This is a genomic window from Mycobacterium sp. C31M (genome assembly GCF_053345865.1).
This window is the reverse complement of sequence record NZ_JBKFAX010000012.1, coordinates 167252-181025: the sequence shown is the minus strand read 5'-3', so window position 1 is coordinate 181025 and position 13774 is coordinate 167252. Positions and strand designations below refer to the sequence as shown.

Annotated in this window: 15 protein-coding genes; 5 read left to right on the top strand and 10 right to left on the bottom strand. The window is 64.1% G+C overall.

Going from position 1 to position 13774, the window contains the following annotated elements; genetic code table 11:
- Positions 1 to 13: 13 nt before the first annotated feature.
- From ACLBYA_RS19475 to ACLBYA_RS19455, 5 genes are read left to right on the top strand one after another with little or no spacing between them, the layout of a single operon-like run.
- Positions 14 to 466 carry a MaoC family dehydratase gene (locus ACLBYA_RS19475; protein WP_447711073.1) on the top strand — a complete coding sequence of 151 codons (453 nt, stop codon included), beginning with the start codon at positions 14 to 16 and terminating at the stop codon, positions 464 to 466.
- Complete coding sequence (locus ACLBYA_RS19470) at positions 456 to 1667, top strand: enoyl-CoA hydratase-related protein (RefSeq protein ID WP_447711072.1); 1212 nt, start codon at positions 456 to 458, stop codon at positions 1665 to 1667. The genes ACLBYA_RS19475 and ACLBYA_RS19470 overlap by 11 nt, the downstream gene beginning before the upstream one ends.
- Positions 1668 to 1669: 2 nt before the next feature.
- The gene (locus tag ACLBYA_RS19465; protein ID WP_447711071.1) at positions 1670 to 2830 is read left to right on the top strand and encodes an acyl-CoA dehydrogenase family protein; all 1161 of its coding nucleotides are present in this window, start codon (positions 1670 to 1672) and stop codon (positions 2828 to 2830) included.
- Between the two features lie 31 nt (positions 2831 to 2861).
- Entirely contained in the window at positions 2862 to 4184 is a 1323-nt protein-coding gene (locus ACLBYA_RS19460; protein WP_447711070.1) for a phytoene desaturase family protein, read from the top strand.
- Complete coding sequence (locus tag ACLBYA_RS19455) at positions 4181 to 4996, top strand: HpcH/HpaI aldolase/citrate lyase family protein (protein ID WP_447711120.1); 816 nt, start codon at positions 4181 to 4183, stop codon at positions 4994 to 4996. The genes ACLBYA_RS19460 and ACLBYA_RS19455 overlap by 4 nt, the downstream gene beginning before the upstream one ends.
- Here the strand turns inward: ACLBYA_RS19455 and ACLBYA_RS19450 are convergent, their stop codons facing one another.
- The 10 genes from ACLBYA_RS19450 to ACLBYA_RS19405 all read right to left on the bottom strand — a co-directional run bounded on the left by ACLBYA_RS19450 (position 4997) and on the right by ACLBYA_RS19405 (position 13681).
- Entirely contained in the window at positions 4997 to 5482 is a 486-nt protein-coding gene (locus ACLBYA_RS19450) for a pyridoxamine 5'-phosphate oxidase family protein (RefSeq protein ID WP_447711069.1), read from the bottom strand.
- Positions 5479 to 5694, bottom strand: coding sequence for a hypothetical protein (locus ACLBYA_RS19445; protein ID WP_447711068.1), 216 nt, complete (start codon positions 5692 to 5694; stop codon positions 5479 to 5481). Before ACLBYA_RS19445 ends, ACLBYA_RS19450 begins: the two co-directional genes overlap by 4 nt.
- A 283-nt stretch (positions 5695 to 5977) precedes the next feature.
- Positions 5978 to 6769 carry an alpha/beta fold hydrolase gene (locus tag ACLBYA_RS19440; protein WP_447711067.1) on the bottom strand — a complete coding sequence of 264 codons (792 nt, stop codon included), beginning with the start codon at positions 6767 to 6769 and terminating at the stop codon, positions 5978 to 5980.
- The gene (locus tag ACLBYA_RS19435) at positions 6766 to 7854 is read right to left on the bottom strand and encodes a phosphotransferase (RefSeq protein WP_447711066.1); all 1089 of its coding nucleotides are present in this window, start codon (positions 7852 to 7854) and stop codon (positions 6766 to 6768) included. The genes ACLBYA_RS19440 and ACLBYA_RS19435 overlap by 4 nt, the downstream gene beginning before the upstream one ends.
- A gap of 16 nt (positions 7855 to 7870) precedes the next feature.
- Entirely contained in the window at positions 7871 to 8929 is a 1059-nt protein-coding gene (locus tag ACLBYA_RS19430) for a TIGR03857 family LLM class F420-dependent oxidoreductase (RefSeq protein WP_447711065.1), read from the bottom strand.
- A complete protein-coding gene (locus tag ACLBYA_RS19425) occupies positions 8926 to 9717 on the bottom strand; it encodes a glucose 1-dehydrogenase (RefSeq protein ID WP_447711064.1) in 792 nt (263 codons plus the stop codon). The genes ACLBYA_RS19430 and ACLBYA_RS19425 overlap by 4 nt, the downstream gene beginning before the upstream one ends.
- Positions 9714 to 10754, bottom strand: a complete 1041-nt coding sequence (locus ACLBYA_RS19420; protein WP_447711063.1) for an NAD(P)-dependent alcohol dehydrogenase — start codon at positions 10752 to 10754, stop codon at positions 9714 to 9716. Before ACLBYA_RS19420 ends, ACLBYA_RS19425 begins: the two co-directional genes overlap by 4 nt.
- The gene (locus tag ACLBYA_RS19415; protein ID WP_447711062.1) at positions 10751 to 11683 is read right to left on the bottom strand and encodes an alpha/beta hydrolase; all 933 of its coding nucleotides are present in this window, start codon (positions 11681 to 11683) and stop codon (positions 10751 to 10753) included. Before ACLBYA_RS19415 ends, ACLBYA_RS19420 begins: the two co-directional genes overlap by 4 nt.
- Positions 11680 to 12318, bottom strand: coding sequence for a TetR/AcrR family transcriptional regulator (locus ACLBYA_RS19410; RefSeq protein WP_447711061.1), 639 nt, complete (start codon positions 12316 to 12318; stop codon positions 11680 to 11682). Before ACLBYA_RS19410 ends, ACLBYA_RS19415 begins: the two co-directional genes overlap by 4 nt.
- The gene (locus tag ACLBYA_RS19405; RefSeq protein WP_447711060.1) at positions 12308 to 13681 is read right to left on the bottom strand and encodes a flavin-containing monooxygenase; all 1374 of its coding nucleotides are present in this window, start codon (positions 13679 to 13681) and stop codon (positions 12308 to 12310) included. Before ACLBYA_RS19405 ends, ACLBYA_RS19410 begins: the two co-directional genes overlap by 11 nt.
- Between the last annotated feature and the right edge of the window lie 93 nt (positions 13682 to 13774).

Sequence of the window (13774 nt, the reverse complement as noted above, 5' to 3'; positions counted from 1 at the left end):
GGACGTACATCGCATGAAGATCTTCGGAAGCCTCGCCGAGTTCGAATCTGCCGCAGGAACCGAACTCGGTCCGACGAACTGGCTTGAGGTGGATCAGCAACGCGTCAACAAGTTCGCCGACGCGACCGATGATCACCAGTGGATCCATGTCGACCCTGAGCGTGCTGCGGACGGACCTTTCGGTGGCACCATTGCCCATGGGCTCCTGACATTGTCACTGCTGCCGAAGTTCATGCATGATCTCTATCGCGTGGACAACGTCGCGATGGCTATCAACTACGGCTTCAACAAGGTTCGGTTCATTACACCGGTTCCGGTCGGTGCGAAGGTGCGTGCTTCGGCACAGATCACCCAGGTCGACAAACTCGATACCGCGGTGCAGGCCACTTTGGTCACGACCATCGAGGTGGAAGGCGCTGCCAAGCCCGCCGCCGTGATCGAGTCGATCGTGCGCTATGTCGGCTGACGTGACCGCCGACCCAAAGGTGTCAGCCGCCCGCGACCTGTACCAGGCGTTGGCCGCCGGTGACCGCGAGGCACTGGACCGCCTGCTGGCACCTGATTTCATCGGACATGCGGCCGAGGGTCTTCCGCTGGACATGGGTGGGACCCATGTCGGCCCGGATGCGATGCGGAAGAACCTCTGGTGGCGCATCGGCCAGCACTTCGAGGCGCGGGCTGTCGCCGAGGATTTCCAGACGCTGCACGACGGGCGCCTGGTTGTCATCGGCACCTATGAGGGATCCGCACGGAAATCGGGCGCTGAACTGAAGGCAGCGTTCGTGCACGTCTTGTCGTTCAGCACCGACGGGCGTATCGCTTCGTTGAATCAATTGACCGATACCGCGGCGTGGCATGCGGCGCTCGACGGTGACGTTCGCCTGCAGACCATCGACTACCAGGTCGTCGATGGTGTCGCGACCGTCTGTCTGAACCGACCGGACGTACGCAACGCCATCAACCTGCGGATGGGCGAGGAAACCCTCGAGGTTGCAAAGCGGATTTCGGCGGATCGTTCGGTTCGGGCCGTCTTGATCTGTGGCAATGGTTCCGCGCTGACTGTCGGTGGGGACATCTCGTACTTCCGCGAAGGCGGGGGAGAAGGCTACGACAAGCTTTTCGAGAAGATGATCCGGCCTTACCACGCGGGATTCGACATCTTCAGCAAGCTGGACGTTCCGATCGTCGCCGCGGCACACGGTGCCGTGGCTGGTGGCGGGCTCGGCTTCGTCTACGCCGCCGATATCGTGCTCGCTGCCGAGGGGAGCCGGTTCGTCGCCGCCTTCGCCGGTATCGGCCTGTCGGGTGACGGCGGCGGGACCTACCATCTCCCGCGCCTCATCGGTCCGCGCAGAGCTGCCCAGGCGTATCTGCGAAACACTCCGATCAGCGCGGCCGAAGCCCTCGACTGGGGATTGATCAACGAGATCGTTCCGTCCGATGAATTACGCTCGCGTGCAATCGAAGTGGCCAAGCAGCTGGCCTCTGGTCCCACCGTGGCGTTCGGTGCAATGCGAAATCTGTTGCGGGAGAGCTGGAACAACGACCTCACCAAACAGCTCGTCGCAGAGTTGCACGCGACGAAATACACCGGCAGCACCCACGATGCCGCGGCGGCGATAGCCGCATTCGCAGCCAAACAAACACCGAAATTTGAGGGGCGGTAGCAATGAGCGGGCTGATCCAGGACACCGACGAACACAAGGCGATCCGCGAGAGCGTCGCGGGTATCGCCGAGCGGTACGGTGCTCAGTACTTCTTGGAGCGTGGCCGCAGCGGCGGAGATATCGAAGAACTCTGGAAGGACCTTGGCGCCGCCGGGCTGCTGGGCGTTCACCTGCCCGAGCAGTACGGGGGCGGCGGTGGCGGCATGGCGGAGGCCGTCGTCGTGGTCGAGGAATTGGCCGCGCACGGCTTCCCGATGCTGATCTGGGTCATCTCACCCGCGATTTGCGGAAGCATCGTGGCCTATCACGGATCGGAAGACATGAAGCGGGCGTGGTTGCCCGGAATCGCCGATGGCAGCCTGAAGATGGCATTCGGTCTCACCGAACCTGACGCGGGATCCAACAGCCACAACGTCAAGACCACGGCACGCAAGACGGACACCGGGTGGGTGCTGTCGGGTGCCAAGTACTACATTTCGGCCATCGATCAGTGTGATGCCCTGCTGTTGGTGGCCCGCGATGCCGATCACTCGACGCCGGAGAAATCGAAACTCTCGCTGTTCGTGGTGCCGACCGACGCAAAAGGCCTGACCTACCAGCAGATCGACACGTCTATCGTTTCACCCGACAAACAGTTCACCGTCTTCCTCGATGAGGTCGAGGTTGGTCCGGAAGCGCTGATCGGGCAGGCCGGCAACGGGCTACGGCAGGTGTTCGACGGGCTGAATCCGGAACGCATCCTGGTCGGCGCCATCTGTGGTGGTGTGGGGCGCTACGCGATCGACAAGGCAGTTGCCTATGCCAAGGAGCGCCAGGTCTGGTCGACGCCCATCGGCGCCCATCAGGGTGTCGCCCACCCGTTGGCAGAGAGCCACATGGCTGTCGAACTGGGGCGCCTGGCCACCGCGTTGAGCGCCACGCAGTTCGACGCCGGCCAGCCCGCCGGTGAGGCCGCGAACATCGCCAAGTTCGCCGCCTCCGAGGCGGCGCTGAAGGCTCTCGATCAGGCCATCCAGACGCACGGCGGCAACGGGTTGTCGAACGAGTACGGCCTGTCTGAACTGTGGTTCGTCACCAGGCTGATGCGGACCGCACCGGTCAGCCGGGAAATGGTCCTCAATTTTGTCGCGCAGACCTCGCTCGGTCTGCCGCGCTCCTACTGATCCGCAGCACAAGCTCTGAAGGAGAACGACAATGACGTCAACGGAAAACACTTACGACGCCGTGGTGATCGGTGCCGGCGCGGGGGGTTTGTTCACCGCAGCGCGCCTCACCAAGCTCGGTTATCGCACGCTTGTCGTGGAGCGGCTCGATAAGGTCGGTGGTCGGGCCTCCACCGACGACATCGACGGATTCAAGGTCAACAACGGCGCCATCGTCATCGAGGTCGGCGGCATTACCGAGGAGACCTGCCGGGAGGTGGGGGCACGGTTCGACATTCGTGAACCACAACCGCCGATCCTGTACCGCATTGCCGGCAAGGATGTGGATGTCACCGGCGGGGGGTGGGGCTTCCTGCTCGGAAAGTTGACCCGCCAGGGTGCCAAGTTGGTCAAGGGGATCGGCGCAGCCCGCAACGATTCCGGTCTGCCGGAGGACGAGCTGTCCACCGCGGAGTGGGTGTCGAAGTACACGAAGAACGAAGGGGTGCATGGCATTTTCCGCAATATGTGTGCCTCGGTCTTCGCGGTGGGATCTGAGGACCTGCCCGCACGGGTCTTCCTGACCTACTTCACCCGCAAGAGTGCCTTCAAGAGGTTCGGCTTCCACCCGGAGGGCACCATCGGCATCTGGCGGGCGCTGGCCGCGGCGGTGGAAACCAATGGCGGCCAGATCTGGTTGTCGACGCCCGTCACCAAGATCATCAAGGGCGAGGGTGAGGCCGTAGCCGGCATCGAAGTGGAGCGTAACGGTGAGACGGTGCGTATCGAAGCTCCCCTCGTGGTGAGCGACGTGGGGCCGGCGGCCACCGTGGCACTGATCGGCGAGGACAACATCCCGCCGGACTATCAGGAACTGGTCAAGCAGGCCGATCGTCCGACGGCGATGATCTCGGTGAACTTCGCCAGCCAGGAGCGACTTATCGACGTGCCCGGCATGCTCAGCTTCGCGAAGTCGAAGCGGCTGGCCTACATCGCCAACTTCACCGATATCTGTCCCGAGATGGCGCCCGAGGGTTGGAACCTGTACGTCGGGACGGCGGTGCCGCAGAACCCGACCGGGGATTTCGATGCCGAAGCGGAGACCGAGTTCCTACTTCAGGATCTGCGGGACAACATCGAGGATTTCGACCGTCGCGCCCGGATTCTGAATATCGCCATCACCCGGGACGACTGGCCACCGCAGCGCGCGGTCGCCGGCTACGACCTCACCCACGAGACGCCGATCACGGGCCTGTGGAATGTCGGGGACGGTGTCAAGGAGTACGCCAACGGCGGGACCACGGCATGCGCGGAAACGGCGAAGATCGTGGTGGACAAGATCGTTGCCATTCACAAGCCGGCGGTGCTCAACTGAGTGTCCTTGCCACCCGGATTGCTTCGGCACGGAGCCTGCTGTTTGTCCCAGGCAACCGGCCGGAGCGATTCGGCAAGGCCATCGCCAGCGCGGCCGATTTGGTGGTGCTCGACCTCGAAGACGCGGTGGCGATCAGCGACAAGGATGCCTCGCGGGCAGCGGTCGAGGAGTTCCTGACCGCCGATGTACCCGTGGTGGTGCGCATCAATGGAGTCGACACCGGTTGGTGCGCAGACGATCTGCAGATGCTCCGTGGACGACGTTGTGCGGTCATGGTCCCCAAGGCCCACAGTGTTGAACAGTTGCAGCGGGTAGCAGCGGCGCTGGGTCCGGGGACGCCGCTCATAGCCCTGATCGAGACCGCCGCCGGTGTGCATGCCTGCGCGGCTGTCTGCAGCGTCGAATCCGTGGTGCGGGCCGCCTTCGGCAGTATCGACCTCGCCACCGAGTTGGGTGTGGACCCCTCCTCGTTTGACGCGCTGCGACACGCCCGCAGCGCGGTGGTGATCGGCTCGGCGGTCGCTGGACTGGTCGCGCCACTCGACGGTGTCACCACCGATGTGCGCGACGACAGTGTGCTCGCCGCGGATGTCGCGCACGCGGTGGATCTCGGCTTCGGTGGAAAACTGTGTATTCACCCCGGTCAGACGGAATTCGTCAACACACAGTTCTCCCCGTCGGCAGAGCTGCTGGAGTGGGCTCGCCGTGTCGTCGATTCGGCTTCTGCTGCCGGTGTCTGTGTGGTGGACGGCAAGATGGTGGATAAACCGGTAATCGACCGTGCCCGGCGGATTCTGTCCCGGACGAGTTGATCAGTTGCGCGTCATGGATCCGACGGAGAGTAGCTCGACATTTTCTACCGTGACATCACGAACCCGGGGGAGTCGACCCCACAGGGTCTGGCCTCCGCGTGTTCTGAGCAGCGGACGCACTACGCTCTGAAATCGGTAAATCTCCGCCGGCGTGGATTCCCGGACGGGTCCGACGACGCCGACCAGGCGGACGCCGGGTTCGGCGACAAACTGGTTCCTGGCCAGCGACCGTAGCCACATCAGACGTCCGCTGTCGACGGCGAGGATGGTGACCCGGGGATCTCGCTCGATGTTTCCGGCCAGGCGTTTGTTGAACACATCGAAGTAGATCGCCGAGCCGATGTCGCCGAGCAGTACCGAGCCGATCGGCGTCACGTGACTGGAGCCATCGGCATTTGTCGATGCGATGCTGCAGTGCAGCGAGGTGCGGACGGCTCGTCGCACGACGTCTTTGGCTGTATACCAGTGCTTCTCGGCGATTGTCATGGTGCCTCGCGGGTTGTTGGCTGGATGGATAGCACGGCACGCACGGACTTTTCGACCAGCGTCTCCAGAAGGGGCTCGGGTGCCTTGCCGTCGAGCAGTTCTGGACGGACAGCGGCATGGGGTACGTCGATCATCGCGAATTGCACAAGTCTCTGCGTGGGACCGGTGTGGTTACGCAGTCGGTCGGACAGATCCGTCACGAGGGTGGTCACGAACTGTCGCTGTGCGCGTTCACGTAGCCCGAGCGGCTTCGGCGAACCACACCTGGGCAGCCATCTCGTCGCGGCTGCCGAACCGGTGGTACATCGATCCGGAGGTGGCGTCCAGGTTGGACGTAACTACTTGCACCGTAACGGATTTGGCCTTGCTGGCGAAACAGCAGTGCGCAGGCCGCATCAAGGATCTGCGTGGCGGTGAACTTCGGGGCGCGACCCATTTAGTAGATACCGGTCTCGAATAAGTCTCGTTGCTAGCTTAGTCGCCGGAAACGGTCGATCAACTTCCTGTATGGTCTGTGCGCGAACGGTTTTCGACCTCTGCGACATATTCGCTGATCATGCGGGCCACCAAGACCGGGTCGTCGATCATCGGCACGTGGCCCACGCCCGGCACCATCCGCAACTCCGAACCGGGGAGTGCCGCCACCATAGGGATGCCATACCGCATGAACGGAAGCGTCTTGTCCTCGACACCCCACGCAATCCGCACCGGGCAGTCGAGTCGTTCGAAGGGCGCAATGGGCCCCCGTTGGCGGGCGCCGGCCAGGAGGTTGGTCAAGACCGCACAACCGGCCATGTCCTCCAGGACGGCTTGCACCTGCGATGTGGACATCCGATCGCCATGTTCGGCCACCGGACGCATGAAGGCGCGTCGCATTCTCGGATGTCGGATCAGACCACCGATGAAGTCCACGTGTTGAGCGCCGAGCGCACCCAGTTGGAATATCGTCAACAGCCGCCGTAGATCCCGCGGCGTACGCCATGCACCGGCAGGGGAGAACGCCAGCACCGACTTCGCCCGACCTCGCCGTGCAAGTTCGAGCGCCACCCAGCCACCCAGTGAGTTCCCGACCAGATGAGTTTGCCCGATGCCCAACCCATCGAGATAGGCGCACACGCCGTCCACGATGCCATCGACAACATGAGCAGGTTCGGCCTGCAGTGGTCGGCCCCCGAAATGACCCGACAAGGTGGGTGCGAGAATCCGGCAGTCGGACTCGATCGCCGGGATGACCTCATCCCAAGCGCGCCGAGACGACGTTGCGCCATGCAACAGAACGATTGTCATCGGTTGGTCAGTGCTGCCAAAGCGGCGAAACTGTCGTTGTCCACGACGTGTTGGGCAGCGCGGCGCGCCATCGCGCCGAACATGGTGTCACCACGTTCGGTACTGACAACTCCCATGGCGACGGGGATATTGAGCACCAGCGCGTACAGGGCGTGCGCTTGGTATTCGCGCCAACATTCTTCGAACGTGTACCCGGATACACCGTCGGCCACCAGCCTCTGGTGGTACTCCGCTACGAGGGCGTGTTCATGTGTGGTCCGGTCACTTTCGGTGAGCGAGGTGCCCAGCAGGTAGGACACGTCGATGACGCCCGGTGCTGCGGCCACGCTCTGCCAGTCGACCACGGCAATGGGTGCAGCACCGCCCTGCGCGTCGAAAAGGAGGTTGTCGAGTCTGAAGTCACCGTGCCACAGCGTTCGATGTTCGCTCAACGTCGAGAGCCACGTCGGTACCTCCTTGGCAAGGCGTTCGACTGCGTCGATATGGTCCTGCTGAAGATAACCTCCGAAGCGTTCCAGCCACGGCTCCAGTACCTGTGGGATGGCGCCGCCGAGTGCGTTCCACACATGCTCCACGGGGAGCCAGGACTGGTCGGCGAGCCTATCGTGCCGCCAGGATCCGCCGTGCAGGGCGGCGGCCTGCTGAAGGGCAAGCGCTGCTTGGTCGGCGCTGCAGCCACCGATCTGTTCGATCGTCTGAGCCGGTCCCATGTCTTCCAGAAGGAGGACGAAGTCGCAGTTGTTGTCGGCGATCTGGCTGTAGTAGCACCGTGGGGACCGTACTGCGGTCAGCGCCGCAAGGTGTCTGTAGAACAGGACCTCGCGTTGGTAGGCGCCGGTGGCAAGGCCCATCTGGCGGCTCGCCGGATCTGTGCTGGGTACCTTCGCGATGAGGCTGGTGGGGGCGCCGGCTGGCCGCTCTTCATACCCGAGTGTCATTCGATAGCTGTGCGCCATCTGACCGGTGCCCACCGGCGCGTAGTCCAGGCTGGTGACTTCAACGCCCGACCAGCCGGCTGCTCCCGACAAGAGGGTGGTGAGAAGGGCGGGCGTGAAATCTTGGATCGCATACGGAATCGTCGTCATTGAGATTCTTTCTGAGTCAACGGATGTTGCGGTAGGCGGGAATGATGGGCTCCAGTTCGCGCGGTGAGGCTCCGTGCAGGATGACACCGTCGGCGCCGAGGTCGAGTTGGCGTTTCACCGCGGCGGCGCACTGTTCAGGAGTGCCTAATGCACCGATGGCGAGCCACTCCTCGGGAAGGAGTGTTGCGATGTGCTCCAGTTGGTCGATTGTCGTCGATGGGCTGTCGATGACTCGCAGCGCACCGCCGGGCGGCTGAAACTCCAGCACGACAGGGTCCTCTCGGAAACGCTCCAACACCAAAGGATCCCATTCGTTGGTGCGCACCATCAGATCGCCGTAGCCCTGGAGATAGGTGGCCAACCGTCCCACTGTCTTGCGGAGCCGGAGCTCCTCAGAGATGTGATCGCCGATTGTTGCCAGACACGACCAGACCTGCACATCGGCAGGGTCGCGACCCGCCTGCTCGGCGGCGGATTTCACGGTCCGCACGCATCGCTGGAGCGTTTCATCGTTGAAGAAGGTGTGCAGGATGACCTTGTCGAACGCGCGACCGCCCAGCGCCAGAGAGTTGGGGCCAAAGGCGACCACACCAAGCTTGACGTCTTCGTCGAAGTTGGGATCCAGGCGCAGTGCCGGATAGCGCCCGATGGGCCCATCGTGGCCCACGATTGTCTCCCCCCGGAACAATCTGCGCATCACCTGCGCGAAGTCCTCCATCTGTGCCGTGGTGATCTCATCCATTCCGAAGGCCCGCTGTATCGGCGGAACTCCGCGCCCGATGCCCAGGGTGAAGCGCCCGCCGGTCAGTCGGTGCATTGTTGTCGCGTAGGCCGCGGTGACGATGGGGTGGCGGGTGTTGTGGTTGGTTGCACCCGTGGTGATGCCGATGGTCTCACTGACCGCTGCCACCGCACCGGAGATGGTGCAGGCCTCCTTGGTCGAAAACCGTTCGGAGATGAAGCATTCGCCGATACCGAGCTGTTCGGCGGTCTGCAGCTCCGCGATGAGATCGCGCGGGTGGTCGGCTTGTCCGGCCAAGGTGTAGAAGCCGATCTCGGGCATGAAGGTGGTCATGCCGGCGTCGCCTCGGCGAGCGGTGTTCCCGGTGCGAAGAAGATCGGAGTGGGTTCGCCGGCAGACCATCCGCCGTCGACCACGAGCTCGGTTCCGGTGCAGTACCCGGCGTCGTCGCTGGCTGCGAAGAGCACCACCGGAGTGACATCGGCAGGCGTGGCGATCCGATCGATCGCGAGTCGTCCGTGGACGGCTTCGTCGGGAACTCCTTCCAACAGCGGAGTGCGGATATACCCGGGATGGACGGAGTTGACCCGAATGTTGAACGCGCCGAGTTCCATGGCGGCGACCTTGGTCAGTCCGCGCACCGCGAATTTGCTTGCGGCATATCCGCCGAGCAGAGGTGATCCCATCAGTCCCGCGAAGGATGAGACGTTGACGATTGCGCCGCCGCCGGCCCGGATGATGGACGGTGCGGCGGTCTTGATGCCGAAGAATGTTCCGTCGAGGTTGACGCCGAGCACCCGGCGCCATTCGTCGACATCGGTGTCGACCACCGCTGCGGGGGTGCCGCCGATTCCGGCATTGTTCACCAGGATGTGCAGTGCACCGAAAGTGTCTTCGGCGGTCTGCACGGCACACCGCCATTGCTCGAGGTCACTGACATCGAGATGGATGTAGAGTCCGGCATCGCCGAGTTCGACTGCCAGTGCGTGGCCCTCGTCGTCCAGGACATCGGCAATGACGACCCGGGCCCCTTCGGCGGCAAAGGCGCGCACGTGGGACGCACCCATGCCGCGGGCTCCGCCGGTGATGAACACCGTGCGGTCGGTGAATCGGTCGGTCATGGGATCAGTACCGCCCTTCCGTTGATGGTTCCTGCTTCGAGCCGGTCGAATGCCGCGACCGCATCGGTGAGCGCAAATGTTTCGATATCGACCGACAGCCGACCGGCCGCGGCCAGCGCGACGCAACCGAGCAGATCCGACCTGGTGCCCCCATAAGAGGTACGGGCGGACGCTCCCCAGGGCCAGCCGGCGCCGAATCGAGGATTGGCAACGATCGGCACCGCGCCACCGCCGATGCCCACCAATTGATAAACCCCATCGGGGGCAATCGAATTCGCGGCAATTTCGGCGGTGCCGTCATTGCCGACGAAGTCGAACACCGCCTCGGCGCCACGGCCGCCGGTGAGCTCGAGGATCCTGGTGGAGGGGTCCGCATCAGCGCGGATCGTGTCATGGGCGCCGTGCCGGACGGCTGTGGCCAGCCGGTTGTCGTCCTGATCGATGGCTACGACACGTGCCACGCTGAGGTGGGCGAGTAGTTGGACAGCGAGGTGTCCCAACCCTCCGATGCCGATCACCACCGCGGTCGAGTCGGGGCGCAGGACGTGCAGCGAGTTGCGCACCACGTGATACGGCGTCATGCCGGCATCGGCCAGCGGCGCCGAGGTGACGGGATCGAGCCCACCGATCTGCACGAGGTATCTTGCCGGAACGGCCATGTACTCGGCCATCCCGCCGGCGGGCCCCAGACCCGGTGTCGGTGGCATGGCCCCTCGTCCGGCCTGGAAGCACACATTGTCGTCGCCGCGACTGCACGCCGGGCATGCACCACAGGCCCAGATCAAATGGACCACTGCGGCATCCCCTTTGGCCCAACCGACAACGTCGGCGCCGACCTCGACAACATGGCCGGCCGTCTCGTGGCCCAGCGTCTGCGGCAAATCGAAGATCGCCACCGACAGCTGCCGGATGTGAACGTCGGAGTGGCAGAGTCCGGCGGCGGCCACCTTCAGCAACACTTGATCTCGACCGATCGCCGGCACCGGGATGTCGGTGATCTCGAGGCGTCCGGGCGCCACCAGCTGGACGGCCTTCATGCGGTGACCGTCTTCGACTGGACCGACAGTGTGCGCCGGAGAAATGCGATCTGATCGCGTACCACGGTCTGGTACAGGCGCGCACCAGGGTAGACGTCGAAATGGTCACCGGGGTAGTGGTGTACGGTCGCGCGCACCCGATGCGCGGTCCTCGTCGCGGCGGCGGCGGGCGCTGATTGATCGCCGTCGGCAATCTGCATCAGAACCGGGCATGTGATGAGCTTGACCGCGGTGGCCGGCCGGTACATGCCGATGCGCAGAAAGATGCGGGCCGCAATGGCGTTTCGCCAACTGGGTCCGGCGATGGCGAGCATCCCCTCGACAGCCCCGGGAGCACAGAGTGCCGCCGCCTCACCCGGTCGACCCACCACCGGCGCCAGCACCGGTGGACGCTGCCGAATTCCGGCGAACGCGTCCGCGATGCCGACCCGCATCAGCCTGGCGACGTGCACGACGCCGTGCGCTTTCACCATCTGGACGACGGCTGCCAATCCGTCGACCGCGGCCGTGAGACTGATGACGGCCGCGATCTCGGGGTCGGCGGCCGCGATGTTGAGGACGTGCCCGCCGGACAGCGACACCCCCCACACCACGATCCGCGACGCGTCGATGTCGGACAGCGCGCGGGCATAGGCGATAGCCGAGTGGTAGTCCGCCAACTGGCTGGGCAGATCTACCAGTTGTACTGGCACCCCTGAGGATTCGGCGAAGTTCCGATAGTCGAACGCGAGGACGTCCAGGCCGGCAGCGGCCAGTGCCTCGGCGAACTGTGTCAACCCGCAGTCACGGGTCCCGCCCACCCCGTGAGCCATCACCACACAGGGGCGGCCACCGGGCCCGCTCAGTTCTGTGGTGCCGGCGAGGTGGTGCTCGGCGCCCAGATGACCGCCGTCGGCTGCCGGAATCGTCAGTTGCGTTGCGGTGCTCACGGTGTGACGCTCCCGAAGATCGTTGCCGTCCATACGTGGACCAGCGACCGATGTACGTCCTCGGCGGTGGCCAGCCCGTGTCCGCGCATGTGACGTTCCAGGACGCGTTCGTTCATCGAGATGAGTGAGTGGGCCAGGTCCCGCGAGTCGGGGACGGGATGCCGACCGGTCGTCAGGTGTTCATCGATGTAGGACGCGACGAATTCCTCGTACCGGTTCAACCATGACTCCCACCTGCCCCTGGCCTCCGCATCGGCATCGCGGGCATCAAGCATGGCGATGAATCGGCTGCGCTGCGAGATCCAGGATTGGACGGTCGAGTGCAGCACCCGGGAGAGGTTCTCCCGGGGGTCGCCGACGCGTCCGAGGACGGTGGTCGCCTCGGCGATCTGCGCGTCGAAGATCTCGGCGAGGAGATAGGTGACCGCCTCGTTCTTGCTGCTGAAGTAGAAGTAGAACGCCGACCTCGCCAACCCGGCCTCTTCGGCTACCGAAGCCACCGACACCTCGGCCAGCGACTGCGTGTCCAGGTGCCGCGTCAGGGCGTTCAACAGCCGAGACCGCCGCTCCTCGCCCCGCGGCTGGGGTCGGGTCGGGTTGCGCCGGGACGACCGTACCGCGAGCTCAACCGACATTCGCCGAGGCCTCCGGGATCCGCCCGGTGAGTACGACCGGGCCCTGCTGCGACACGCGGCGGGCGCCTGCCGGCAGTTCCCGCTTGCGCATATCGCGCTCGTAGTCGAAGTAGTCGACCTGCTGCGTGTGGCGCGGCTTATCGGCGAAGTGGCCGATGTACTTGCGTTCGTCGGCGGCGATGGTCTTGTGCATTTCAGCGGCCGACGGCGGGCGGTACGTGCCGGCCAGGTACGCCGATGCCATCCGCGCCTGGCATTCCACGAAGGGGAACAGGGTGGGCAGCGCCTGGGCGAAACCCACAAAGACCAGGTCATCGAGCCCGGGTTGGAGCATGCGCTTGTAGAGCGGCAGCCGGTTGTTCGGCGCGCTGAGGAACTCCGGGTCGAAGAACGGGAACGTGATGTTGTAGCCGGTGGCATAGATGATGACATCGGCCTCGACCGAAGTGCCGTCGACGAAGTGCACGTGGTCGCCGTCGAGCCGGTCGATGTTCGGTTTCACCGTGGCGTCGCCGGCTCCCAGCCGCATCAGAAGCTCGGCGGACTGGGTCGGATGCGCCTCCAGGAAGTTGTGGTTCGGGGTCGGCAGGCCGTAGTGCTCGGGATTGCCGAAGAGGAGGCGCGGTACCGGTCGCATGATCCGCCGCTGCCAGGACAGTGGGATCACCGGCAGGGTCCGGGCGATCTTGTCCGCCGTCATGCCGAAGATGTATTTGGGCACCACCCAGGCACCGGACCGGGTGGACAGATAAACGGTGTTCTGCCAGGACTTCTGGGACAGCTCGGAGACAACGTCGGCAGCAGAGTTACCGATACCGACGACGATGATTCGCTTGCCCTTGAGGTTCAGCGGCTCGGTGGGGTCGATGTAGGCGTGCGAGTGGATGGTCTCGCCGCCGAACTCACCCGGAAAGTCGGGGAACCGAGGATCCCAATGGTGTCCATTGGCAACCACCAGAGCGTCGTAGTCCCGCGTCTGACCGTCACTGGTCTCGATTCGCCAACCGCCGCGCGGATACCGGTGCGCCTGCTTGACCGCAGTCTTGAAGTGGATCTTCTCGCGGAGACCGAAAGCATCGGCGTAGTCGTCGAGATATGTCTTGATCTGGGAGTGGTGGGGATAGTCGGGCAGGCTTGGGTCCATCGGGAAATCCTTGAAGCACAGCAGGTCACGTGATGTGTCGATGTGCAGGGAGCGGTACGAGCTCGAATGACCGTTGGGGTTCCGGAAGGCCCAGTTGCCACCGACCCGATCCGACGATTCGAAGCAGTCATACGCGACGCCCGCGTCGCCAAGGTTCTTCGCTGTGGTGAGTCCACTGATACCGGCGCCGATGATGGCGGTACGTGGTGTGGTGTGCATTTCACTCCTCGGATGATGTGGCATCGCTCACGATCTGGGGATGACCGTAGAGGCAAAAGCTGACGCTCGTCAAGAAAGTAGGCGACATTTTTT